This is a genomic window from Actinoplanes sp. NPDC051388, assembly GCF_055586225.1.
Window position 1 is genome coordinate 61,044 of record NZ_JBVJIP010000024.1, and the last position, 23,604, is coordinate 84,647.

The following is a 23,604-nucleotide window of genomic DNA, read 5'->3' on the forward strand; positions in this document are numbered from 1 at the left end:
CCAGCCCCCCCCCCCCCCCCCCCCCCCCCCCCCCCCGTCTCTCCCCCCCCCCCCCCCCCCCCCCCCCCCCCCCCCCCCCGAGACCGTCAGGCTGCCGCGTCGCTCGGGTTCGGCGAGCCGGCCTTCGCCGCGTCCAGCGACTTCTTCACGTCCTCGAGCAGTTCGCCCCAGCTGGCCTCGAACTTCTCGACACCCTCGTCCTCGAGCACCCGGAACACGTCCTCGAGGTCGACGCCGACCGCCGCGATGTCCGCCATGACCTTCTCGGCATGCGCGTACGAACCGGTGACCGTGTCGCCACGGGTGTCGCCGTGGTCCTCGAACGCCTTGATCACGGCCTCCGGCATGGTGTTCACCGTGCCGGGCGCGATCAGCTCCTCGACGTAGATGGTGTCCTTGTACGCCGGGTTCTTGGTGCCGGTCGAGGCCCACAGCGGACGCTGCGGGTGCGCGCCGGCGTCGGCCAGCGCCTGCCAGCGGTCGGTGGCGAAGACCTCGGCATAGGCCTTGTATGCCAATTGCGCGTTGGCGATCGCGGCCTTGCCCTTGAGCGCCTTGGCCTCCTCGGTGCCGATCTTGTCGAGACGCTTGTCGATCTCGGTGTCCACCCGGGACACGAAGAACGACGCCACCGAGCCGATCGCCGGCAGGTCGTGACCGTTGGCCTTGGCCTGCTCCAGACCGTCCAGGAAGGCGTCCATCACGGCGCGGTAGCGCTCCAGCGAGAAGATCAGCGTCACGTTCACGCTGATGCCCGCGGCCAGCGTGGCGGTGATCGCCGGCAGGCCGGCCTGGGTCGCCGGGATCTTGATGTAGAGGTTGGGCCGGTCCACCAGCCACCACAGCGTCTTGGCCTCGGCCTGCGTCTTGTCGGTCTCGTGCGCCGAACGCGGGTCCACCTCGATGGAGACCCGGCCGTCCACGCCAGCGGACGAGTCGTAGGCCGGCTTCATCACGTCACAGGCCCACCGCACGTCGTACGACGTGAGCAGCCGGACCGCCTCCTCGACGGTGACGCCCTGAGCGGCCAGGTCCTTGAGCTGCTCGTCGTAGTTCGCCGCCTCGGACAGCGCCTTGGCGAAGATCGTCGGGTTGGTGGTCACGCCGACAACGTGCTGATCGGTGCGCATCTTGTCGAGCGAGCCGGTGTGCAGCCGCACGCGGGAGAGGTCGTCGAGCCACACCGCCACGCCTGCGGCGGAGAGTTCGGCCAGTCGGTCGGTCATAGCTGTTCTACTCCTCAGTTTCCGGTCTTGTGACCGGTGATTTCGCCGACCTTGGCGAGGGCGGCGTTGGCCTTGGCCACCACGTTGTCCGCGGTGAAGCCGAACTGCTCGAACAGGATCTTGGCGGGCGCGCTGGCGCCGTAGTGCTCGATGCTGACCGCCTCGCCGGCCTCGCCCAGGATGCGGTCCCAGCTCATCCGGATGCCCGCCTCGACGGTGACCCGCGCCTTGACCGAACGGGGCAGCACCGACTGCTGGTATGCCGTGCTCTGATCGGTGAACCACTCGAGGCACGGCATCGAGACCACCCGGGTCGGGGTGCCCGCGGCCTCGAGGCGCTCCTGTGCGGTGAGGCAGAGCGACACCTCGGAGCCGGTGCCGATGAGGATCACCTGGGGCTCGCCGACGGACGCCTCGGACAGGATGTAACCGCCCTTGAGCGTGCCCTCGGCGCTCGCGTACTTCGAGCGGTCGATGGTGGGCAGGTTCTGCCGGCTGAGCGCCAGGCCGGTCGGCCGGTCGGTGTGCTCGAGCGCGCCACGCCAGGCCCAGGCCGTCTCGTTGGCGTCGGCCGGGCGGACCACGTCGAGGCCGACGATGGCGCGCAGGGCGGACAGGGTCTCGATCGGCTGGTGCGTCGGGCCGTCCTCGCCGAGGCCGATGGAGTCGTGCGTCCACACGTAGATAACCGGCAGCTTCATCAGGGCGGACAGCCGCACGGCGCCGCGCATGTAGTCACTGAACACCAGGAAGGTGCCGCCGTACGGGCGGGTGCCGCCATGCGTGACGATGCCGTTCAGGATCGAGCCCATGCCGTGCTCGCGGATGCCGAAGTGCAGGGTGCGGCCGTACTCGTTGCCCGGGAACGCCTTGGTCGCGTATTCCGACGGGATGAACGACGGCTCGCCCTTCATCGTGGTGTTGTTGGACTCGGCCAGGTCGGCCGAGCCGCCCCACAGCTCGGGCAGCACCGGCGCCAGCGCGTCGAGCACCTTGCCGGACGCGGCCCGGGTGGCGAGGCCCTTCTCGTCCGCCGGGAACTCGGGCAGCGACGCCTCCCAGCCCTCGGGCAGCGCGCGCTTGTAGAGCCGGTCCCACAGCTTGTGCGCGTCGGTGTTGGCGGCCGACCAGGCGTCGAACGACTTCTGCCACTCGGCGTGCTCCTCGCGGCCCCGCGTCACCACCTGGCGGGCGTGCTCCAGCACCTTCTCGTCCACCGTGAAGGTCTCGTTGGGGTCGAAGCCGAGCAGCTCCTTGGTGGCGGCCACCTCGTCGCCGCCCAGCGCGGAGCCGTGGATCTTGCCGGTGTTCTGCTTGTTCGGCGCGGGCCAGCCGATGATCGTCTTGAGCACGATGAACGACGGCTTGTCGGTCTCCGCCTTGGCGGTCTGGATCGCGGTCCAGAGCGCCTCGACGTCCTCCTCGTAGCCGTCCGCGGTGCGCCAGTCGACGTGCTGGACATGCCAGCCGTACGCCGCGTAGCGCGCGCCGACGTCCTCGTTCTTGGCGATCTTGGTGTCGTCCTCGATGGAGATCTCGTTGTCGTCGTAGATCACCGTGAGGTTACCGAGCTTCTGCACCGCGGCGACGGCGCTGGACTCGTGGCTGACGCCCTCTTCGATGTCGCCGTCCGAGCAGATCGCGAAGATGTGGTGGTCGAACGGCGACGCGCCCGGGGCGGCGTCCGCGTCGAACAGGCCACGCTCGCGGCGGGCGGCCATCGCCATCCCGACCGCGTTGCCGACGCCCTGGCCGAGCGGGCCGGTGGTCACCTCGACGCCCGGGGTGTGCCCGAACTCCGGGTGGCCGGGGGTCAGCGAGTCCCACTGGCGCAGCGAGGCCAGGTCGTCCAGCGCCAGGCCGAAGCCGGAGAGATAGAGCTGAATGTAGAGGGTGAGGCTCGAGTGACCACAGGAGAGCACGAAGCGGTCGCGCCCGGCCCACTCGGGATCCGTCGGATCGTGCCGCATCACGCGGTTGAACAGCAGATATGCGGCCGGCGCGAGGCTCATGGCGGTGCCCGGGTGGCCGTTGCCGGCCTTCTCGACGGCGTCCATGGCCAGCACCCGGACGGTGTCGACCGCCCGCTTGTCGAGGTCGGACCAGTTCAGAGCAGGAAACTTGGCAGCCACGTCGGTGTGCTCCTCGGGCATGGTTTACGGAACCCTTTGAAGTTGACCCTATCCAGTGCCGGTAAACCCCCGCCCGGCGAACGGCACAGGCCCATACGCTGAGAGCGGACAGGACAGTTCAATCCTGTGACGCCGTGCACCCCGGCCGGGTCGCCCGGGCAGCGTCGCAGGCTGCGCGTAGGCTGTCCGAGCGTGCCGCCGGTCGACCCCGGCAACGGCCGTTTTGCACTTGCGCCGATGCCGGAAGGTGGCTGTCCGTGAGCATGATCACCGAGCGTCCCGTCCAGGGGCGGTCGCCCGGTCTCCGGGCCGCTGCGACCGACACGCGGGACACATCGGGGACCAGGCGGAGCGTTCGCGGGGTGATCGGCGCCTATGTGGCTCTGACCAAGCCGCGCATCGTCGAACTGCTGCTGGTCACCACCGTGCCGGCCATGATGCTGGCCGCCGGTGGCCTGCCGGATCTCGGTCTGATGCTGATCGTGCTGGTCGGAGGCGCGACGGCGGCCGGCGCGGCGAGTGCGCTGAACTGCTACATCGACCGCGACATCGACGAGCTGATGCGGCGCACCAAGCGGCGCCCGCTGCCCGCGCACAGCGTGACCCCGCGGGCCGTGCTGATCTTCGGCTTCGCCCTGGCGGCGTTCTCGCTGGTGCTGATGGCCGTGTTCACCAACTGGCTGGCGACCGTGCTGACCGCGGCGGCGATCGTCTACTACGACGTCGTTTACACGCTGTGGCTCAAGCGCCGCACCCCGCAGAACACCTTCTGGGGTGGCATCTGCGGCGCCGCTCCGGTGATCATCGGCTGGGCCGCGGTGACCGGTTCGGTGTCCGCCCTGGGCTGGGCGCTTTTCGCAGTTGTCTTCTTTTGGCAGATGCCGCATTTCTACGCATTGGCCATCAAGTACAAGGACGACTATGCCCGGGCCGGCATTCCGATGCTGCCGGTGGTCCGCTCGGCGAGCCGGGTGAACCGCGAGATCCTGCTGTTCACCGTCCTCACCGTGGTCGCCTCGCTGGCCGCCTGGCCGCTCGGGCTGGGCCCGATCTACGGCGGCACGGCGCTGGTCGTCGGCGCGCTCTTCATGCTCGAGGCGGTGCGTCTGGTGGGCCGGTCCCGGGCGGGCAAGCCGCTGCGCCCCATGCGGCTGTTCCACTGGTCCACGACGTACCTGACGATCCTCTTCATCGCCGTCGCCATAGACGCCCTGATCTGACCCCGGACCGCGCTGCTGACCTGCGAAGAATGTCGCACAGCATGTCGGACTTTCCCGTTATAACGGTGATCATCGGTAAGGCTTTCGATGGAACCTGGGACGGGTCGCAATTCGGACAATATACTGATATAACTACGCGTGATTCTGGTAAACCCGCAGGTAATTGGCATCACAAATGACGGCCAGGGTTACTTGCATGGCGGTCACATCTGCTTAGGCTGCCCGTCATGGCAGAAGGTTCCGATACGAATCTGACCGCGGGCATCAAGTCGTTCGCCGGCGAGCACGGCGGAGCGAAGGCGGTCATCGAGTACGTCGGCAAGCGGGGCGCACGCATCGTCCTGGTCGGCGAGGACGGCGAGTGGTCCGACCAGTTCGCCGACGGCACCGACACCGCCCGCAAGGCTTGCGACGCCGCGGGTGTGCAGGTGGAGAACGAGTGGGAGCGCGAGCTGATGGAGCAGATGCGACCCAGCAACGACCTCTGGCGTTCCATGTCCCGCAGGAGCATGGCCCGCTGATACCTGACCCCGACCCCACCCACGCGCCCCGCCCGGCGCGCTGATCTGATGCAGGACATGACCCGAGAACCCACCGCAGCGACCCGGGAGAGCTCCCGGGTCGCTCTCGTCACCTGTGACCTGTTCCCCGACCTCTACGAGGACGAGTTCCTGCTGCGCGACGCCCTGCGCGCCCGCGGCGTCGCGGTCGACGCGGTCAGCTGGGACGACCCGTCCGCCGACTGGACGGTCTACGACCTCGCCGTGCTCCGCTCGACCTGGGACTACCCGGGCCGCCGCGACGAGTTCCTGAGCTGGGCGCGCGCCGTGCCCCACCTGGCGAATCCGGTGGACCTCGTCGAGTGGAACACCGACAAGCACTACCTGCGCGAGCTTGCCGCGGCCGGGGTGCCGGTGACGCCCACGACGTTCGTCGAGCCCGGCGACACGTACCGGCCCGGCAGCACCGGCGAGTGGGTGGTCAAGCCGACGATCAGCGCCGGCAGCAAGGACAGCGGCCGCTACGCCTTCCCCGACGAGGGCGAGCTGGCCGTCGACCACATCAAGCGCCTGAACGCGGCCGGCCGCACCGCGATGGTGCAGCCCTATCTGAGCGCCGTGGACGCCGACGGCGAGACCGCGCTGCTCTACACTCCGGGCGCCGACGGCCGGCTCGGCTTCAGCCACGCGATCCGCAAGGGCGCGCTGCTCACCGGCCCGGACCTGGGCGACAAGGAAGCCGAATACGCCGAGGACATCAGCCCGCGCGAGCCGTCCGAGGCCGAACTGGCGGTGGGCGACCGGGTCCTGGCCGCGATCCCCGGCGGCACGGACCGCCTGCTCTATGCCCGCATCGACGTGATACCCGGCCCGACCGGCTCACCCCTGCTGGTCGAGGTGGAACTCACCGAGCCGTCCCTGTTCTGGACCTATGCCGAAGGCTCCGCCGACCGCCTGGCCGCCGCGATCCAGAAACGTCTCTGAGTTCAAGAGCCCACTGTCGTAGCGGGGTGGATGGTGCGGACCGCTGCTCACGCCGAGGACCGGGCGGCCCCATCTGGCCGCTCCGCGTCCACAGCGATGCGCCCACCCGGCGACCTGAGTGAGGGGTCGCGCCCCAACCCCGGACGGATTAGTCCGGCCTCGGCGCGGGTGACGGCCGTTCACCTGAACTCGGAGCGTCAGCCGCCACCTGGTGCCGGCGTGTCGCGCCGGCCGCCCCACGATGTCCCATATGCGCATCGACCGAGGCCGCACGCTGCTCGCCCTCGTGGCGTCCGGCCTGCTCTGGGGCACCACCGTCCCGCTGACGAAGGTGGCGCTGGAGGCCTTCGGCCCGGCGTGGCTGACGGTCGTCCGCCTGACCCTGGCCGGCCTGCCCCTGGCGCTGGCGCTGTCGCTCCGAGGCCGGTCTGCTTCCGGCGGCCCGGGCCGCCTGCGTGCGGCGTCGAGCCCGGCGGTGGTCGCCTGGGGTGCGGTGGGTTACGGCGCGGTCTTCACACTGCAGAACCTGGGCGTCGCCCGCACCAGCGTCAGCCACGCCGCGTTGCTGGTCGGCACCATCCCGATCCTGGTGGCCGCATTGGCCGCCATCAGCCGCCGCGCGACGCGACGTCGCCCCGCTCCCGCTCACGGCCCGGCGGTGACCACCTGGCTGGGGTTGGCGGTGGCGCTGGCCGGCGTGATCTGGATCGGCGTGGACGGCGGCGGCGCCGCAGACCCGACCGGCGACGCGCTGGTGCTGGGCTCACTGCTCCTGAACGCCGCCTTCCTGGTCGCCCAGCCCGCCCTCCTAGCCGCCCGGCCCGCTCTCCTGGGTGGCCCACCCCGCCCGGTTCGGCCCGCTCTGCGCGACCGATCCGCCGGTCGTGATCCGCTTGCGGTTACTGCCGTGCAGTTGCTCGCCGGTGCATTGCTCGCGCTTCCCGTCGCTGTGCTCACCGAGGGATCGCCGACGGAATCACCGGGCGTTCAGCCGCTTGTCGCGCTCGCGGGTCTGGCGATCGGCGGCACGCTCGTGCCCTATGCGCTGTTCACCTGGGCGCAGGCCCGCACCACGGCCGAGGTCGCCGGCGCCTTTCTCAACCTGGAACCCCTGGTCGGCGTCCTGCTGGGCGCGTTCGCCTTCGGGGACCAGATCGGCGCGGCCCAGTTCGCCGGGGCCGCCGCCATCGTCACCGGCGTGATCCTCACGGCCCGGCCGGCCACCCCGAAGGCCGCCGCCGCTACCCGTGCCGCCATTGCCGCCGGTCCGGCCCGCCGCGCCGCCCGCAGATCCAAACCGGAGGCGCGAGTCTGCTCGCGTGCCTCGCGGCCGCTGCCACGGACGAGGGCTCGCGGATCTCCTCGCGCGCCCCTCCACCGCCCCCACCCCGGCACTGGGTGGGCGTCAGATTAGGCCGGCGGTGCGACAACTTTCTGCGGCGAGTGGCGTCCCCTGTGGATGGCTGGCGAGCCACAAGCGCGTGGACCTCGCTGCCGGTTGGCCGCGCAGTTCCTCGCCGCCAGTTGGAGGAGGGCGGGACTGATAGCTGAGGAGGGTGAGTGGGCACGGGCCTGGCAGGCGACGCGCAGCGAGCCGGTCTCGGCGGGAGCTGCGGGCCTCGGTCACCCACCCCGCTACGACAGCGAGATCTTGACCTTGGGGTCTTCGGTTTCGGTGATCGTCGGTTCCGTGGGGATCGCCGGGCGGGTGCGGAGGCTGCGGAGGGCGGCCAGCGTTGCGATCCAGACCAGCGTGGCGCCGAGCATGTGGGCGCCGACCAGCAGGACCGGGAGGTGGGTGAAGTACTGGACGAAGCCGATCAGGCCCTGTGCCAGCTCGACGCCGATCAGGATCGCCGCGGCTCGGGTCGCGGTGCGTGGGGCGTTGACCGCGCGCAGGGCGAACCACAGGGCCACCGACAGGCCGATCAGCAGGAACACCAGGTCGGCGTGGGCCTGGGCGATGGTGCTGGGGTCGAGGCCGTTGCGTTTGGCGTCCTCGTCGCCGGCGTGCGGGCCGCTGCCGGTGACGATCACGCCCAGGACGATCACCGTGGCGCTGACCAGCGCGGTCAGGCGGGCCAGGTGGCGGATCGGGAGGGGGACCAGGCTCACCGCGGGGGCGTCGCCTTCGGAGGTGCGCTTCCACAGGGCGTAGGCGCCGGCCACCAGGCCCATCGAGAGGAGGAAGTGCAGGCCGACCACCCACGGGTTGAGGTCGGTCAGGACCGTGATGCCGCCGATCACGCCCTGGCCGGGGATGCCCAGGCCGATCGCCAGCGAGAGCAGGATCAGCGAGCGGCGGCGGGGGCGCTCCAGCAACGCTGCGACGAAGCAGGCCAGCGCGATGACCGCCAGGGCGATGCCCAGCAGCCGGTTGCCGAATTCGATGACGCCGTGCACGCCCATCGCGGCGGTCGTCGTATATGACTCCTCGGTGCACCTCGGCCAGGTGGGGCAGCCCAGGCCGGAACCGGTGAGCCGGACCGCCGCACCGGTCACGACCAGGGCCGCGTTGGCGATCAGGGACGCCAGGGCCAGAGGGCGCAGGGGGAGCGATACGGTCACCTCAGGCATCGTACCCGGGCATTTGATCTTGAGAATTCCGGCGGTGTCCTGGATCACCGGCCCTGCGGTTTGCAGGTCCTCTCCGAAATACGTAACGTTGGCGTAGTGAAATACGAGTCGCAGGCCGGGAGCAACGTGGTGGCATCCGCCGCCGCGCCCGACGGCCGCACTCGTGACCGGGTCATGCAGCTGCTGATGGAGCTCGGCCAGGCGACCGCGGCCGAGCTCGGCTCCCGGCTCGGGCTCAGCCCGGCGGCGATCCGCAAGCACCTCGACGCCATGCTCGCCGAGAGCCTGGTCGAGGTGCGCGAGGCCCGGTCGACCGGGCCGCGCGGGCGGGGCCGGCCGGCCAAGGCGTTCGTGCTCACCGCGACCGCCCGCGAGGGCTTCCCGCACTTCTACGACGGCATCGCCACCGCGGCGCTGCGCTGGATCGCCGAGCAGCACGGTCCGGAGGCGGTCGCCGCCTTCGCCACCGCGCAGGTGCAGACGCTCGAGGAGCGGTGCCGCGCGGCGATGCTCGAGGCCGGCGCCGACCCGATCGCGCGGGCGGAGGCGCTCGCCGAGGCGCTGACCGCGGAAGGATACGCTGCCAACGCGACCACCATCGCGACCGGCGGCCAGCTTTGTCAGCACCACTGCCCGGTGGCGCACGTGGCCGCCGAGTTCCCCCAGCTGTGCGACGCCGAGACCGCGGTCATCCAGCGGCTCGTCGGCACCCACGTGCAGCGTCTCGCCACCATCGCGCACGGCGACGGGGTGTGCACCACGCACATCCCGGCACCAACGCGGGAGATAGCAACCACGGTTAGGACAAATAGATGACCGACCAAATCGTCACTCAGGAAGAGCACCTCGCCGCCCTGGGCAAGTACGAATACGGGTGGGCCGACACCGACACCGCCGGGGCGACCGCCCTGCGTGGTCTGTCCGAGGCCGTGGTGCGCAACATCTCCGCGCTGAAGAGCGAACCGCAGTGGATGCTCGACCTGCGGCTCAAGGGCCTGCGCCTGTTCGACCGCAAGCCGATGCCCAACTGGGGCGCCGACCTCACCGGGATCGACTTCCAGAACATCAAGTACTTCGTGCGCTCGACCGAGAAGCAGGCGGCCACCTGGGACGACCTGCCGGCCGACATCAAGAACACGTACGACCGGCTCGGCATCCCCGAGGCGGAGAAGCAGCGCCTGGTCTCCGGTGTCGCGGCGCAGTACGAGTCCGAGGTCGTCTATCACAAGATCCGTGAGGACCTCGAGGAGCAGGGTGTCCTGTTCCTCGACACCGACACGGCCCTGCGTGAGCACGAGGACGTCTTCAAGGAGTACTTCGGCACCGTGATCCCGGTCGGCGACAACAAGTTCGCCGCGCTGAACACGTCGGTGTGGTCCGGCGGCTCGTTCATCTACGTGCCGAAGGGCGTGCACGTGGACATCCCGCTGCAGGCCTACTTCCGGATCAACACGGAGAACATGGGCCAGTTCGAGCGGACGCTGATCATCGTCGACGAGGGTGCCTACGTGCACTACGTCGAGGGTTGCACCGCGCCGATCTACTCGTCCGACTCGCTGCACTCCGCGGTCGTCGAGATCATCGTGAAGAAGAACGCCCGCTGCCGTTACACGACCATCCAGAACTGGTCGAACAACGTCTACAACCTGGTCACCAAGCGCGCCACCTGCGAAGAGGGCGCGACCATGGAGTGGGTGGACGGCAACATTGGCTCCAAGGTGACGATGAAGTACCCGGCGGTCTACATGACCGGCGCGCACGCCAAGGGCGAGGTGCTCAGCGTCGCGATGGCCGGCGAGGGCCAGCACCAGGACGCGGGCGCCAAGATGGTGCACGCCGCGCCGCACACCTCCTCGTCGATCATCTCGAAGTCGATCGCGCGGGGCGGTGGCCGCACGTCCTACCGCGGGCTCGTGCAGGTGCTCGAGGGCTCGCACCACAGCGCCAGCACGGTGAAGTGCGACGCGCTGCTGGTCGACACGATTTCCCGGTCGGACACATATCCGTATGTGGACATCCGCGAGGACGACGTGTCGATGGGGCACGAGGCGACCGTCTCCAAGATCAGTGACGACCAGCTCTTCTATCTGATGAGCCGTGGTCTCACCGAGGACGAGGCGATGGCGATGATCGTCCGTGGCTTCATCGAGCCGATCGCCAAGGAGCTCCCGATGGAATACGCGCTGGAGCTGAACCGCCTGATCGAGCTGCAGATGGAGGGAGCGGTCGGCTGACCGCCCTTCTGACAAGCAACGATTATCGAAGGAAGAGATGACTACCGAGGTAAAGGCTGCCCCGCCCAGCACCAAGTCCCAGGTGCTGCGCTCCTTCGACGTGGCCGATTTTCCGCGCGTCGGCGGGCTCGAAGAGGAGTGGCGGTTCACCCCGATCAAGCGGCTCGGTGACCTGATCACCGCGACCGCCCTGACCGGCGCCGCACCGGAGTGGCAGCACGACGAGCTGCCGCCCGGCGTGTCGGTCAAGGACGTCGAGTCCGTCGAGGACATCCTCACGCCGTTCGACCGGATCAGCGCCCTGGCCTACGGCTCCGCGACCGGCGTCACGCTGATCGACGTCGCTGCGGAGACCGAGCTGAGCGAGCCGGTGCTGCTCCGCCGGGTCGGGCAGGGCAGCGCGGCCGCGGCGGCACGCACCTTCGTGCGGGTCGGCAACTTCGCCAAGGTCACGCTCGTGCTCGAGCAGACCGGCGTGGCGACGCTGGCCGACAACATCGAGGTCGTGCTCGGCGACAGCGCGCAGCTCACCTTCGTCACGCTGGCCGAGTGGGACGCGGGCGCCGTGCAGGCCCAGCACGTCAAGTTCCGGGTCGGCAAGGACTCGCGGGTCAGCCACGTGCAGGTCGCCCTCGGCGGCGACCTGGTCCGGCAGTTCACGAGCGTGGAGTACGCGGGCCGCGGCGGCGACGCCGAGCTCTGGGGTCTGTACTTCGCCGACGCCGGTCAGCACTTCGAGCACCGCCAACTGGTCGACCACGGGGTGCCGGACTGCCGCAGCTACGTGGGATACCGCGGCGCGCTGCAGGGCCAGGCGGCGCACACCGTCTGGGTCGGCGACGTGGTGATCCGGGCCGCCGCCACGGGCACCGACACGTACGAGATCAACCGGAACCTGCTGCTGACCGACGGGGCGCGGGCGGACTCCGTACCGAACCTCGAGATCGAGACCGGCGAGGTCGCCGGCGCCGGCCATGCGAGCGCGACCGGCCGCTTCGATGACGAGCAGCTCTTCTACCTGATGGCGCGCGGCATCCCCGAGGGCGAGGCCCGCAAGCTGGTGGTGCGCGGCTTCTTCGCCGAGCTGATCAACAAGATTCCGTCCGAGCCGCTGCGCGAACGTCTGGGCGAAGCGATCCAGGCTCGGTTGGTGAAGGCGGGGTCATGAGCTTCGTCAGGGTGGGCCCGGTCGACGACGTCGCGAAGGGCGCGGTGATCTCGGCCGAGGTAGAGGGCATCGAGATCGCCGTCGTGCACGCCGACGACGACCGATTCTACGCGGTCCGCGACGAATGCTCGCACGCCTCGATCCAGCTCTCCGAGGGCGAGGTCGACGGCTGCACGCTCGAGTGCTGGCTGCACGGCTCCCGTTTCGACCTGCGCACCGGCGAGCCCTCCGGGCTGCCCGCCACCGAGCCGGTGGCGACCTTCTCCGTCGAGATCCGCGACGGCGACATCTTCGTATCGACGACACCGAGTAATGGAGTTAACCCGTGAGCACCCTGGAGATCCGCGACCTGCAGGTTTCGGTCAAGCTGCCCGAGGGCGACCTGAAGCCGATCCTCGCGGGCGTCGACCTGACCGTGAAGGCCGGCGAGACGCACGCCATCATGGGTCCGAACGGATCCGGCAAGTCCACGCTGGCCTACTCCATCGCGGGCCACCCGAAATACCAGATCACCAGCGGCTCGGTCTCGCTCGACGGCGAGGACGTGCTGGCGATGACCGTCGACCAGCGCGCCCGGGCCGGCCTCTTCCTGGCCATGCAGTACCCGGTCGAGGTGCCCGGCGTGTCGGTGGCAAACTTCCTGCGCACCGCGAAGACCGCGATCGACGGCGAGGCGCCGAAGCTGCGCACCTGGGCCGGCGAGCTGCGCGGCGCCATGGAGAAGCTGCACATCGACCCGGCGTTCGCCCAGCGCAACGTCAACGAGGGCTTCTCCGGCGGTGAGAAGAAGCGGCACGAGATCATGCAGCTCGAGCTGCTCAAGCCGAAGGTCGCGATCCTCGACGAGACCGACTCCGGCCTGGACATCGACGCGCTCAAGGTGGTCTCCGAGGGGGTCAACCGGGTGCGGTCCGGCGGCGAGACCGGCCTGCTGCTGATCACCCACTACACGCGGATCCTGCGCTACATCAAGCCGGACTTCGTGCACGTGTTCGTGGCCGGCCGGATCGTCCAGGAGGGTGGCCCGGAGCTCGCCGAGCAGCTCGAGGCCGAGGGCTACGAGCGCTACCTGACCAAGGCCTGATCATGACGTTCGACGTCGCCCGCGTCCGCGCGGACTTCCCGATCCTGGGCCGGGAGATCAACGGGCATCCGCTGGTCTACCTGGACAGCGCCAACACCTCGCACAAGCCCGTGCAGGTGCTGGACGCGATGCGGTCTTATTGGGAAGAGTCCAACGCGAACGTGTCCCGGTCGGTGCACACGCTGGGGACCGAGTCGACCACGCTCTATGAGGACGCGCGGGCGAAGGTGGCCGCTTTCATCGGGGCGGCGTCGGCGGACGAGGTCGTGTTCACCAAGAACTCGACCGAGGCGATCAACCTCGTCGCGCACAGCCTGCCGCTCGGCCCGGGTGACGAGGTGGTGATCTCCGAGATGGAGCACCACTCGAACATCGTGCCCTGGCAGCTGTCCTGTGAGCGAAACGGCGCCAAGCTGCGCTGGTTCGGCATCACCGACGACGGCCGCCTCGACGAGTCCGGCCTCACCGACCTGATCACACCGCGCACCAAGATCGTCTCGCTGGTGCACATGTCGAACATCCTCGGCACGATCAACGACGTCTCCCGGATCGTCGCCCGGGCGCACGAGGTCGGCGCGCTGGTGCTGCTGGACTGCTCGCAGTCGGTGCCGCACCTGCCGATCGACGTGGCCTCGCTGGGCGCCGACCTGATCGCGTTCACCGGCCACAAGATGCTCGGCCCGACCGGCATCGGCGTGCTCTGGGGCCGCGCCGCGGTGCTTGCCGACCTGCCGCCGTTCCTCGGTGGCGGTTCGATGATCGAGACGGTCACGATGGCCAAGACGACCTATGCGCCGCCGCCCGCGCGGTTCGAGGCCGGCACCCCGCCGATCGCCGAGGCGATCGGCCTGGGCGCCGCGGTGGACTATCTCTCCGGTCTGGGCATGGCCGCGATCCACGATCACGAGCAGGAGATCACCGGGTACGCGCTGAAGACGCTCGCCGACATCGAGGGCGTGCGCGTCTTCGGGCCCGGCACCCCCGACGGCCGTGGCGGCACGGTGTCGTTCGGGGTCGACGGCGTGCACCCGCACGACGTCGGGCAGATTCTCGATGATCTGGGCGTTGAGGTGCGCGTGGGGCATCATTGTGCGCGACCGGTGTGCGCGCGTTTCGGCGTGGCGGCGATGACCAGGGCGTCGTTCTACCTCTACACCACGACCGAGGAGATCGACGCCATGGCGGCCGGCATCGAGCGGGTGAAGAAGGTGTTCGGCTGATGACCGACCAGCTCTACCAGGAGATCATCCTGGACCACTACAAGCATCCGCACGGGCGGGGGCTGCGCGACCCGTTCGCGGGCGAGGCGCACCACGTGAACCCGACGTGCGGCGACGAGATCACGATCCGGGTGACGGACGATCTCTCCGACATCTCGTACGACGGGATGGGCTGCTCGATCTCGCAGGCGTCGGCGTCGGTGCTCTACGAGTTGCTGCGCGGGGTGACGCCCGTCGAGGCGTCGCGCATCCACGAGGCGTTCGTGGAGCTGATGCAGGGTCGCGGCCAGGTCGAGCCGGACGAGAACGTGCTGGGGGATGGGATCGCGTTCGCCGGAGTGGCGCGTTATCCGGCCCGGGTGAAATGTGCGTTGCTGCCGTGGATGGCGTTCAAGGACGCCGCGGCGCGCGCCGGTGTGGGCGTGAGCCCGGAGGTGAAGGCATGAGCGAGCAGTCAGTGGAATCCGTCGAGACGCCGGCCGAGCCGGCCGCCCCCGAGGTGGCGGTCTCCAAGGCCGCGATCGCCGACGTCGAAGAGGCGATGAAGGACGTCGTCGACCCCGAGCTCGGCATCAACGTGGTCGACCTCGGCCTGGTCTACGGCACGTTCGTGGACGACGACAACATCGCGACGCTGGACATGACGCTGACCTCGGCGGCCTGCCCGCTGACCGACGTGATCGAGGACCAGACCCGCCAGGCGCTGACCACCGGCCCCGGCGGCGGGCTGGTCAAGGACTTCCGCATCAACTGGGTGTGGCTGCCGCCGTGGGGCCCCGACAAGATCACCGACGAGGGCCGCGACCAGTTGCGGTCGCTCGGTTTCAACGTCTGACCCGAATTTTGTCGTACGCCGCTGCTAGAACTGCGGCATGACCTTCGACGAGTTCCTGCCACTGATCGAGGAGCGGTCGGCCGCGCTGCGGTCGGCCGTTTCGTCTGCCACCGATCTGTCCGCGCGGGTGCCGGGCTGTCCCGAGTGGACGCTGTCCGACCTCGTCGGGCATCTCGGTGGCGTGCACCGGTTCTGGGCCGAGATCGTGCGCACCGGCGAGCGGCCCGAGACCTTCTCGCCCGAGCCGCGGGGAGACCTGCTCGAGTGGTCCGCCGAGTCGACCCGGCTGCTGGTCGCGGCGCTGCGCGAGGCGGGCCCGGACAAGCCCTGCTGGACCTGGTGGGAGCCGTCCGACGCGCCGTCCACGTCCGGCACGGTGGCCCGCCACCAGGTGCAGGAGGCGGCGGTCCACGCGTGGGACGCGGAGTCCGCCGCCGGTGACCCGGCGCCGGTGCCGGCCGCCATCGCGGTCGACGCGATCGGCGAGTTCCTGGTGGTCTCCCTGGGCTCCGAGGGCCCGTGGCCACACCGACCGGCGCGCGTGACGCTGGCCGCGGTCGAGGGCCCGGCCTGGACCTTCGACCTGACCCCGGCCGGCGCGCGGGTCGAGCCCGCCGCCTCCGGCGAGCCGGTGACCACCGTGCACGGCAGCGCTAGCGACCTGTTGCTGGCGCTCTATGGCCGGGTCTCCCTGAAAGATCTCCGCATCGAGGGCGATCCGGAGGTCTTCCCGCAGATCCTGGCCTGGGCCGACACCGACTGAGAACGCCGGTCTGGCCGCGTCTGAGCTGGGGTTGGTCCGTCGGTCTGGCCGCGTCTGAGCTGGGGTTGGCCAGCCGGTCAGGCCGCCGGAGCCGCGGTTGAGCCGCCGGTCAGGCAGCGGTGTCCGGGGGCGCCGCCTGGTCGGGCGGGGCGGCGGCCGGCAGGTCCACGTCCGCCAGGTGGTCGACGGTGTTGTAACGGTCGAGCACCAGGGCGCCGGACCGGCCGTCGAAGACGGTGATCGAGGCGTTGCGCACGCTGTTGTCCTCGGACACGTCGGTCACGGCGTCCCAGTCCAGGTCCTCGATCACGGCACGCATCATCAGCACCACCGCGTCGTGCGCGACCACCACCACGCGGCGACCGGCGTGCCGCGCGTTGAGGTCGGTGACAAACGACGTCAGCCGGACCCGGATGTCGGCGAAGGACTCGCCGTTCGGCGGCGTCCAGTCCCAGTCGATCTCGGCGTGCTTGCGGGCCTCGTCGGGATATTGCTCGCGGATGGCCGCCCTGGTCATCATCTCGAGGTCGCCCATCAGCCGGTCGACCAGGCGCTCGTCGGTGACCGGCGGCTCGAAAGACAGCCCCGACGCCTCGGCGGCGATCCGCCAGGTCTCCCGCGCCCGCAGATAGGGCGAGGTGACCGGGATCTCCGGCACCCGGTCGGCGGGGAGTTTCGCCAGCCAGGCGCCGACCGCGGTGGCCTGGGCGACGCCGAGGTCGGTGAGTTCCACGTCCCGGTCGGCGCCGGTCAGCCCGGACTCCAGCAGGCCCTTCGCGTCGGCCGCCGGGAAGGCGACGTTGGCGGCGCTCTGGCCGTGCCGGATGAGGATCAGTTCTGACACCACACTCATGATCGCGACCTTATCCACCGGCTGTTGCCGCCCGGTAATCGCGATGGCGACGGCCCGCACTCCGGCTCGGCGGTGCTGGTGGTGGCGGGCTCTCCGGTTCGGCTGCGCTGGCGGCCCCGCGCACTCCGATTCAGCTGCGCCGGCGGCGGGCGCCCTTCGGTTCGGCCGTGCTGGTGGCGTCTGGAACTTCGGATCTCCGCGCCAGGGCCGCGCACACCGGCTCGGTTATTCGATGGCCTTGGCGTGCGCGGGTTGGCATGCTCTCCGACGTGATCGCACATCTGCTGACCCGCGTCCCTGTCGCTGCCGGCCGTCCGGCCGCGCGACAGCAGAAGCGCGTCCCCGGATCGGCGGTCCCCAAACTCGTGTCATGAGCGGCGCGTTCCTGGCCGGCGCGGTCGCCGGCTATGGCATCGCGGTGCCCGTCGGGGCCATCGGCGTGCTCATCGTGGGGCTCAGCGCCCGGGTTTCGCTGCGCGTCGGCGCGGCCGCCGGGCTTGGCGCGGCCACCGCGGACGGGATCTATGCGCTGCTCGCCGTCGTCGGGGGAGCCGCCATCGCCGACTTGATCTCGCCGATCGCCACGCCGCTGCGCTGGATCGCGGCCGCCGCCCTGCTGGCGCTGGCCGTGGTCACCGCCGTCTCCGCGGTGCGGGCCGGGCGGCGGCCGGTGGACGAGTCGGACCGGCGGCCGGTCACGGTGCTGAGGGCGTACCTGGGGATCCTGGGGTTGACCTTGTTGAATCCGGCCACGGTCGTCTATTTCGCGGCGCTGGTGCTCGGGCGCGGCGGCGATGACGGCGGCGTGTGGTTCGTGGTGGGGGCGTTTCTCGCCTCGGCGTCCTGGCAACTGCTGGTGGCGGGCGGTGGCTCGCTGGTCGGGCGGCTGCTGACCGGTCGCCGCGGCCGCCTGATCACCGCGCTGACCTCGAGCGTCGTCATCGCCGTGCTGGCGGTGCAGATGCTGGTGAGCTGAGTGCGTGGCAGTCGCCCGGGCAGCCGAGCGCGTCCTGCAGAAGGTGCCAGCCGGGCAGATCGACGGCCCGGCCGGCGCGGCGAACCGCCCACCCCCGCTCGGTCACGGCGACGAGCAGGGCGGCGGCCAGCGCGCCGGCCAGGTGCGGGGTGCGCTCGGTCCAGTCCAGGCAGTCCCGGGCGAAGCTGCGCCGCGGCCGGACTTCCACGCTCAGCGCGGCCAGCTTGCCGAGGCCGAGGCCGGTGACCTCGTAGGCGCCCGCGCCGGTGATGATCTCGTGGTCCAGCAACGCCCGGTGCAGGGCGACGCCGGCGCGGCCGGCCAGATGGTCATAGCAGGTCCGGGCGGCGGCCAGGCGGCGTGCGGCGGTGCTCTGCCGCAGGCTGCGGATCGGCAGCGGCGGCGCGATGGTCGCCAGCGCCTCCATGGCCCGCGCCACCTCGGGCCGGGTGATCCGGTGATAGCGGTGCCGGCCCTGGGCGAACACCTCGACCAGGCCGGCGGCGACGAGCTGCTGCAGGTGGGAGCTCGCCGCCGGGCGGCCGATGCCGGCCGCCTGGGCGAGCGCGGAGGCGGGATGGGCGCGCCCGTCCATCAGCAGCGTCACCATGGCGGCGCGGGAGGGGTCGGCCAGCAGGTGCGCGGCACGGGCTACGTCGGCGTTCTCCACGACTGCCACGCTAGGGCAAGGACAGTTCGGCTGGCGCCGAACCTTGGTCGCCACGCGCTCGGCGAGATGCGTGGCTAGAGGTGTTTGGTGGCCTCGCGGATCGACAGGCCGGACAGGATGTCTCGGTGGGCTTCGACGTAGCCGCGCACCGCCTCCGGAGCGGTCCGGGCATAGTGCCGCAGCGCCCAGCCGATCGCCTTGCGGATGAAGAAGTCGCGATGCCCGGCCTGGCTGGTGCAGTAACCGAACAGCCGTTCCTCCTCGGTCGCCGCGCCCCAGTGCAGCTGGTGCAGGATCGCCGTGCGGACCAGCCACATGTTCTCGTCGCCGGACCACTCGTCCATCACCCGGTCGAGTTCGCGGTGCTTGCGCACCAGATCGCCGACCACCCGGGTGGCCAGCGGATCGACCGTGTCCCACCACGGCTTCGTGGTGATCAGCTCGCGCAGCACGTCGAGCTGTTCGGGTTCCGGCGGATGTGCGCGCAGCACCTCGACCGCGAAGTACTGGTATTCCCGCTCGGGCATCGCCCAGCACCGCAGCACGAGATCGCCGGGCGGGCGCGGGGCGCCCTTCAACAGCCGTTTCGCCAGCGTGCGCACCTGCGGCATGGTCAGGCCGAGATACTTGAACTGGTCGCGCATGTAGGCCGCCTGGCCCTCCGCGCGCACCGGGTCGCGGGCCGCCTCGAACGCCGGCACCACCCGATCCAGCAGGTCACTCATGCCGCAGATCATGCCACCGTAGGCTCTCGGGAATGGGCGGACGACCAGCAGCGGGTGGCGGGCGGTGGGTGGACGTCGCTCCGGAGCGGCTGCCGCGGTGGCTGGAGAACTTCGAGCGGCGGCACGGGCCGCACACCTCGGACGGGCTGACCGTCACGGCCGCGGACGGGGCGACCGCGGTGTTCGAGGCGCCGGTGGGTGCGGTGGGCGTACCCGGAATGGCGGAGCTGATCACGACGGCGGCCGAACCGCGCCTGCTGGGCCTGCTGATCGCCCGCAAGGGCGCGGTCGCGGCCGGCGTCGCGGACGGGCCCGACCTGCTGGTGTCCAAGGTCGACACCCATTATGTGCAGGGCCGGACCGCGGCGGGTGGCTGGTCGCAGCAGCGCTTCGCGCGCCGCCGGGACAATCAGGCCAAGGCCGCGGCCGTCGACGGCGCGGCCATCGCGGCGCGGATTCTCCTTCCCCGGGTACGCGACCTCGCCGCCCTGATCACCGGCGGCGACCATGCGGCGGTGGACGCCATCCTGGCCGCGCGCGCCGACCTGAAACCGCTGGCCGACCGCCGCGCCGAAAGGTTCCTGGACGTGCCGGAGCCGCGGCACACCGTCCTGGTGGACGCCGTCGCCGCGGCCCGCGCCGTCCGAGTGTTGGTCAAGGACCCCTAAGCCGATTGCGGGACGGTGCCATCTCCGATCGAATGCACCGGTGAGCGCCGCCCGGTTCCTCCTCGGCCTGGTGACCGTCGGCCTGCTCTTCACCGCCCTGTTCTTCGCCGGTGTCGCGATGTCCGCCGGTGGTGGCTCCGGCTGGATGGCGCTGTCGCTGCTGGTGGCGGCGACTTTGGGCGGTGGGCTCTGGTGGCTGCAGCGACATGTCTATGTGGAGTCAGCCGGTGTGATCCGATATGTCCCCGAGGACTGGGAACGACGATTCGGCGACGTGACGATCGAATGCGAGGAGCCTCAAATCATCGTCTACGCCGGCCTGGTGGCGGGCGTCGGATCGCCTCGGGCCGGTGACCGGGTCCGCCTGCTGGTGCCGATCCACGCTCCCTTCCGCGCCAAGGTCGTGGCAAACCCGCAAGCCGCGCCGCTGACCGGCGCCACCTTGCTCATCGGTCCGTGGGTGCGGATCAGGCTGGGCCGGTGGAGCCGGCTGTTCGGCCGCCCGGTGTGGCGCGCCACGAACGTCGAGCGTCTGGTGGATCAGCCGTCGGAGCTGATTCGCGAACTGGTGCTCGATTGGCATCGGGCCCGTTGCACGCCACTCGCGGAGGCGCTGCACAAGACCCCCGAGTTCCTGGCGCTGGACTCGGTGTTCGAAGACTCGTGGCCGAGGGTGCTGAGCCGTGCGCTTCACCATCAGCGAGGCGTCTACGCCAGGACGGCAGCACAGCGGTCCCGGACCTTCCGGGCGTTGTTACCACTGCCTTTCTACGCGTTGTGTCTCGGCCTGGTCGTGGTCGCGCTTCGCGACACGGCGCTGATCCTCTGGGCTGCCCTGGAGTCCCTGATAGCGGGTTCCTTCCAGCCGTTCCTGGCCACGGTCCACTGGACCGCCGCGGTGGCCGCCACCGGACTGCCGCGCATCGACTTCTACACCGTGCTGGCCGGCCTGGTCGTTCTGCTCGTCGCCCTGTGCCGTCGTGGTGCTCGCGCCGGGCGGCGCGGGCGGATGGCCTATCGCACGTGGCGTTCGGATCTGGCCGTGGTGGTCGAGGAGAGGCTTCGGGCCGTCTACCAGGGACTGGCGAACGCGCAGTCGCCCGCGACCCTCAATCTGCGGACCGCGCCCGGATTCGCGGTGCTGTCCGCGGATCAGATCGTGCCGCGCACGGAGGCCGGCCGGCTCCGGGGGCTGGCCTTCGACCTCGGCGCCGGCGCGGTGGCGATCAGCGGCTCGCGCGGGGTCGGCAAGACCACGCTTCTCAATGCGCTGGTGAACGACCGCGAATCGGGTGCGCTGGGCACGGTCGTGTCGGCGCCGGTCCGGTACGAGCCGCGTGACTTCCTGCTGCACCTCTATGCCCAGTTGTGCCGCACGGTCCTGGCCCGGCTCGGTGAGCAGCGCGGGAGCGGCCGGCTGCGGCGGGCGATGTCCCAGCTCCGCCGATTGCTCGCCTGGCTGCTTCGCACTCTGGCCATGCTCTGCCTGGCCGCCGTCCTCTTCACCGGCACCCGGGACTGGCTGGCGGGCGAGCTGCCGCTTCCCCGATTGGCGGCGACCTACCTTGTGGCCGGCGTCGCGCTCTGCGTCCTCGCGCGCTGGGTCCGGGGTCCGCAGGCTGCCCGGGAACTCGCGCTGGCCGCCGAGGCCGCCCGGCGCCTCCGGCAGACCCGGTTCCTGCAGACCTTCGCGAGGGAAGGTTCGGCGGGCATCGGGCAGGGCCCGATGCAGGCCGGCCTGCGCCGGTCCCGTCAGTGGGCGGAACAACCACACAGCCTGCCCGAACTGGTGGACAACTATCGTGCCTTCGCGACCGACGTGGCCGAGTGGTGGCGGGCCGAGTCGGACGGCCGGGGCAAGCTGCTGATCGCCATCGACGAGGTGGATCGGATCGCCGAGCCGCAGCAGGCGGAACAGTTCGTCAACGAGATCAAGGCAGCCTTCGGCGTGCGGCACTGCGTCTTTCTGGTGTCCCTCTCCGACGAGGCGCTGGCCAACTTCGAGCGGCGCCTGGTGCGCGTGCGGACGGTCTTCGACAGTGCCTTCGACCACGTCGTGCGGCTGCGCGCCCTGACCCTGGTGGAGTCCGTCCGCCTGCTCCGGAACAGGGTCACCGGTGTTCCGGACGTGTTCTGGATGCTCTGCCACTGCCTGGCCGGGGGAATGCCCCGCGACGTCCTCCGGATGGCGCGGACGATGCTCGACGAACACCGCGCGTCCACGGGGCCGACAACGCTGCCGGCGATGGCGCGCCGCCTGGTCGCCTTCGAGGTCCAGGCGGTCAAGCGGGCATTCGTCATGCAGGCGGGCGCGGAGATGGAACCGGAGCTGGCGGAACTGCTCGCCGACGCGGCCTGGCCCGGGCAGCGCAGTGACGATCTGCTGCGGGCGGCCGAATCCGCCCCGGCCGGCTCGATCGCGGCCATCTACCTCTACTACGCCACGATCCTGGACATCTTCACCTCGGCACCGCACATCCTGCTCGGCTGGCGGCAACTCCTCCGCCCCGGCCACCGCCCCCGGTCACCCGAGCCGACCACCCGCCTGGTGGCCGACCTGATCGAGGTGCACCGGCTGATGGCCATCGACTCCGCCGTGGCCGTCAAACAGATCCGCCGGATCCGCGGCGACATCCAGGCGATGGCCTAGCTCACACCCCGGCCTTGAAGGTGTCGCACTTCTCCGGGTCGCCGGAGTCGTAGCCGGTGCGGAACCACTGCTGGCGCTGCGCCGACGTGCCGTGGGTGAACTCGGCCGGGTTGACCGTGCCGCCGCTGCGCTGCTGCAACGTGTCGTCGCCGATCTTGGCGGCGGTGTCCAGGCCCTCCTGGATGTCCTGGTCGGTGATGCTGGTGAAGATCTTCTGCCCGCTGCCGTCGTCGGTGCCGGTGGCGTTCTTCGCCCACGCCCCGGCGAAGCAGTCGGCCTGCAGTTCGAGCTTGACCGACAGGGCGTTCGCCTGGTCCGGGTCGCGCTGCTGCTGGCGCCGCATCTGGGCCTCGACGCCGGTGATGTCCTGGATGTGGTGGCCGTACTCGTGGGCCAGCACGTACGGCTGGGCGAACTCGCCCGGCGCGCCCAGCTGCTCGGCCAGCAGCTCATAGAAGGTGAGGTCGATGTAGACCAGGTCGTCGCCGGGGCAGTAGAACGGCCCGACGCCGGAGTCCGCGTTGCCGCAGGCGGTGCTCACCGCGTTGGCGAAGAACACCGTCTTGGCCGGCGAGTACGGCTCACCGAAGTGCTGTGGCATCGCCTCCACCCAGTAGTCCTGGATCGAGTTGACGAAGAGCACGTTGCGGCAGTCGAGCTGCTCCAGCGCATCGGACTGGGTGCACTCGGCCGAGAGTGACGCGTTGTCGCCGCTCTGCGCGCCGCCGCCACCGGTCGCCTGGTTGATGCCGAAGTAGCCGCCGACCACGGCGAGCAGCAGGCTGATGATGATGCCGGTGATGCCACCGCCGCCGATGGGCAGGCCGCCGATGCCGCCGCCGCCACCACCGCCGCCGGACCCACGGCGATCATCGATCTGGCTGGTGTCGATCCGGGCGTTCTCGTTGAGTTCCATGCCATCCCTCACTCGGCACTGCAAGCAGGTGGTCCGGTCGTACCCGATGATCTTGAAGATTAATCGGGTGGGAGGTGTCCGTGGCCGCCCGGTAGACTATCGGCCGTGAAGCTCTGTCAAGGCTGAACGCCCCGGCGCCGACCGATCAACCTGACGGCCGGCGTCTTTGCGTGCCTTCAATCAGCCTTCGACCTCTGAGAGCG

At 70.3% G+C, this 23,604-nt stretch carries 23 protein-coding genes; 16 read left to right on the forward strand and 7 right to left on the reverse strand.

Features of this window, described 5'->3' with window-relative positions; translation table 11 throughout:
- Nucleotides 1–86 precede the first annotated feature (86 nt).
- Both tal and tkt read right to left on the reverse strand, forming a co-directional pair.
- Nucleotides 87–1,226: a transaldolase gene (tal, locus tag ACZ6TI_RS41750; RefSeq protein ID WP_465350818.1), complete on the reverse strand. Its 1,140-nt coding sequence runs from the start codon at nt 1,224–1,226 to the stop codon at nt 87–89.
- A gap of 14 nt (nt 1,227–1,240) precedes the next feature.
- Nucleotides 1,241–3,379: a transketolase gene (tkt, locus tag ACZ6TI_RS41755; RefSeq protein WP_465350819.1), complete on the reverse strand. Its 2,139-nt coding sequence runs from the start codon at nt 3,377–3,379 to the stop codon at nt 1,241–1,243.
- Nucleotides 3,380–3,615: 236 nt separating this feature from the next.
- On the opposite strand from tkt, the gene ACZ6TI_RS41760 reads away from it, so the two are divergent.
- From ACZ6TI_RS41760 to ACZ6TI_RS41775, 4 genes are all read left to right on the forward strand, one after another.
- Nucleotides 3,616–4,578, forward strand: a complete 963-nt coding sequence (locus ACZ6TI_RS41760) for a heme o synthase (protein ID WP_465350820.1) — start codon at nt 3,616–3,618, stop codon at nt 4,576–4,578.
- Between the two features lie 227 nt (nt 4,579–4,805).
- Complete coding sequence (locus ACZ6TI_RS41765; protein WP_465350821.1) at nt 4,806–5,099, forward strand: hypothetical protein; 294 nt, start codon at nt 4,806–4,808, stop codon at nt 5,097–5,099.
- A gap of 57 nt (nt 5,100–5,156) precedes the next feature.
- Entirely contained in the window at nt 5,157–6,062 is a 906-nt protein-coding gene (locus ACZ6TI_RS41770; protein WP_465350822.1) for an ATP-grasp domain-containing protein, read from the forward strand.
- A 250-nt stretch (nt 6,063–6,312) separates the two neighbouring features.
- Nucleotides 6,313–7,476, forward strand: a complete 1,164-nt coding sequence (locus tag ACZ6TI_RS41775; protein ID WP_465350823.1) for a DMT family transporter — start codon at nt 6,313–6,315, stop codon at nt 7,474–7,476.
- 221 nt (nt 7,477–7,697) lie between these two features.
- Here ACZ6TI_RS41775 and ACZ6TI_RS41780 read toward each other — a convergent pair whose 3' ends face one another.
- Nucleotides 7,698–8,630, reverse strand: coding sequence for a COX15/CtaA family protein (locus tag ACZ6TI_RS41780; RefSeq protein ID WP_465350824.1), 933 nt, complete (start codon nt 8,628–8,630; stop codon nt 7,698–7,700).
- 105 nt (nt 8,631–8,735) lie between these two features.
- On the opposite strand from ACZ6TI_RS41780, the gene ACZ6TI_RS41785 reads away from it, so the two are divergent.
- Genes ACZ6TI_RS41785 through ACZ6TI_RS41825 form a run of 9 tightly spaced genes read left to right on the forward strand, consistent with a single transcriptional unit; the run spans nt 8,736 to nt 15,943 of the window.
- Complete coding sequence (locus ACZ6TI_RS41785) at nt 8,736–9,455, forward strand: helix-turn-helix transcriptional regulator (protein ID WP_465350825.1); 720 nt, start codon at nt 8,736–8,738, stop codon at nt 9,453–9,455.
- Nucleotides 9,452–10,873, forward strand: coding sequence for a Fe-S cluster assembly protein SufB (sufB, locus tag ACZ6TI_RS41790; protein WP_465350826.1), 1,422 nt, complete (start codon nt 9,452–9,454; stop codon nt 10,871–10,873). Before ACZ6TI_RS41785 ends, sufB begins: the two co-directional genes overlap by 4 nt.
- A gap of 37 nt (nt 10,874–10,910) precedes the next feature.
- Nucleotides 10,911–12,041: a Fe-S cluster assembly protein SufD gene (gene sufD, locus ACZ6TI_RS41795; protein WP_465350827.1), complete on the forward strand. Its 1,131-nt coding sequence runs from the start codon at nt 10,911–10,913 to the stop codon at nt 12,039–12,041.
- Nucleotides 12,038–12,370 (forward strand): non-heme iron oxygenase ferredoxin subunit, encoded by a 333-nt coding sequence (locus ACZ6TI_RS41800; RefSeq protein ID WP_465350828.1) that lies wholly within the window; start codon nt 12,038–12,040, stop codon nt 12,368–12,370. The genes sufD and ACZ6TI_RS41800 overlap by 4 nt, the downstream gene beginning before the upstream one ends.
- Nucleotides 12,367–13,125 carry a Fe-S cluster assembly ATPase SufC gene (gene sufC / locus ACZ6TI_RS41805; RefSeq protein WP_465350829.1) on the forward strand — a complete coding sequence of 253 codons (759 nt, stop codon included), beginning with the start codon at nt 12,367–12,369 and terminating at the stop codon, nt 13,123–13,125. The genes ACZ6TI_RS41800 and sufC overlap by 4 nt, the downstream gene beginning before the upstream one ends.
- A 2-nt stretch (nt 13,126–13,127) precedes the next feature.
- Nucleotides 13,128–14,345, forward strand: a complete 1,218-nt coding sequence (locus tag ACZ6TI_RS41810) for a cysteine desulfurase (protein ID WP_465350830.1) — start codon at nt 13,128–13,130, stop codon at nt 14,343–14,345.
- Complete coding sequence (gene sufU / locus ACZ6TI_RS41815) at nt 14,342–14,791, forward strand: Fe-S cluster assembly sulfur transfer protein SufU (protein ID WP_465350904.1); 450 nt, start codon at nt 14,342–14,344, stop codon at nt 14,789–14,791. The genes ACZ6TI_RS41810 and sufU overlap by 4 nt, the downstream gene beginning before the upstream one ends.
- Complete coding sequence (locus tag ACZ6TI_RS41820; RefSeq protein WP_465350831.1) at nt 14,788–15,180, forward strand: metal-sulfur cluster assembly factor; 393 nt, start codon at nt 14,788–14,790, stop codon at nt 15,178–15,180. The genes sufU and ACZ6TI_RS41820 overlap by 4 nt, the downstream gene beginning before the upstream one ends.
- Nucleotides 15,181–15,217: 37 nt before the next feature.
- The gene (locus ACZ6TI_RS41825) at nt 15,218–15,943 is read left to right on the forward strand and encodes a maleylpyruvate isomerase family mycothiol-dependent enzyme (protein ID WP_465350832.1); all 726 of its coding nucleotides are present in this window, start codon (nt 15,218–15,220) and stop codon (nt 15,941–15,943) included.
- 109 nt (nt 15,944–16,052) lie between these two features.
- On the opposite strand, the gene ACZ6TI_RS41830 is transcribed toward ACZ6TI_RS41825, so the two are convergent.
- The gene (locus ACZ6TI_RS41830) at nt 16,053–16,796 is read right to left on the reverse strand and encodes a histidine phosphatase family protein (protein WP_465350833.1); all 744 of its coding nucleotides are present in this window, start codon (nt 16,794–16,796) and stop codon (nt 16,053–16,055) included.
- Nucleotides 16,797–17,166: 370 nt separating this feature from the next.
- Here ACZ6TI_RS41830 and ACZ6TI_RS41835 point away from each other — a divergent pair, with 370 nt between their 5' ends.
- Nucleotides 17,167–17,772: a LysE family transporter gene (locus ACZ6TI_RS41835; RefSeq protein ID WP_465350834.1), complete on the forward strand. Its 606-nt coding sequence runs from the start codon at nt 17,167–17,169 to the stop codon at nt 17,770–17,772.
- On the opposite strand, the gene ACZ6TI_RS41840 is transcribed toward ACZ6TI_RS41835, so the two are convergent.
- On the reverse strand, nt 17,735–18,442 hold the full coding sequence (locus ACZ6TI_RS41840; protein WP_465350835.1) for an ArsR/SmtB family transcription factor: 708 nt from the start codon (nt 18,440–18,442) through the stop codon (nt 17,735–17,737). The two genes, ACZ6TI_RS41835 and ACZ6TI_RS41840, sit on opposite strands and share 38 nt — an antisense overlap.
- 74 nt (nt 18,443–18,516) lie before the next feature.
- The gene (locus tag ACZ6TI_RS41845; protein ID WP_465350836.1) at nt 18,517–19,167 is read right to left on the reverse strand and encodes a DNA alkylation repair protein; all 651 of its coding nucleotides are present in this window, start codon (nt 19,165–19,167) and stop codon (nt 18,517–18,519) included.
- A 32-nt stretch (nt 19,168–19,199) separates the two neighbouring features.
- Here ACZ6TI_RS41845 and ACZ6TI_RS41850 point away from each other — a divergent pair, with 32 nt between their 5' ends.
- Together ACZ6TI_RS41850 and ACZ6TI_RS41855 are read left to right on the forward strand one after the other, a co-directional pair.
- A complete protein-coding gene (locus tag ACZ6TI_RS41850) occupies nt 19,200–19,835 on the forward strand; it encodes an acVLRF1 family peptidyl-tRNA hydrolase (RefSeq protein WP_465350837.1) in 636 nt (211 codons plus the stop codon).
- Nucleotides 19,836–19,875: 40 nt separating this feature from the next.
- Nucleotides 19,876–22,485, forward strand: coding sequence for a P-loop NTPase family protein (locus ACZ6TI_RS41855; protein ID WP_465350838.1), 2,610 nt, complete (start codon nt 19,876–19,878; stop codon nt 22,483–22,485).
- Nucleotide 22,486: 1 nt separating this feature from the next.
- Here ACZ6TI_RS41855 and ypfJ read toward each other — a convergent pair whose 3' ends face one another.
- Entirely contained in the window at nt 22,487–23,401 is a 915-nt protein-coding gene (gene ypfJ, locus ACZ6TI_RS41860) for a KPN_02809 family neutral zinc metallopeptidase (protein WP_465350839.1), read from the reverse strand.
- Nucleotides 23,402–23,604 lie beyond the last annotated feature (203 nt).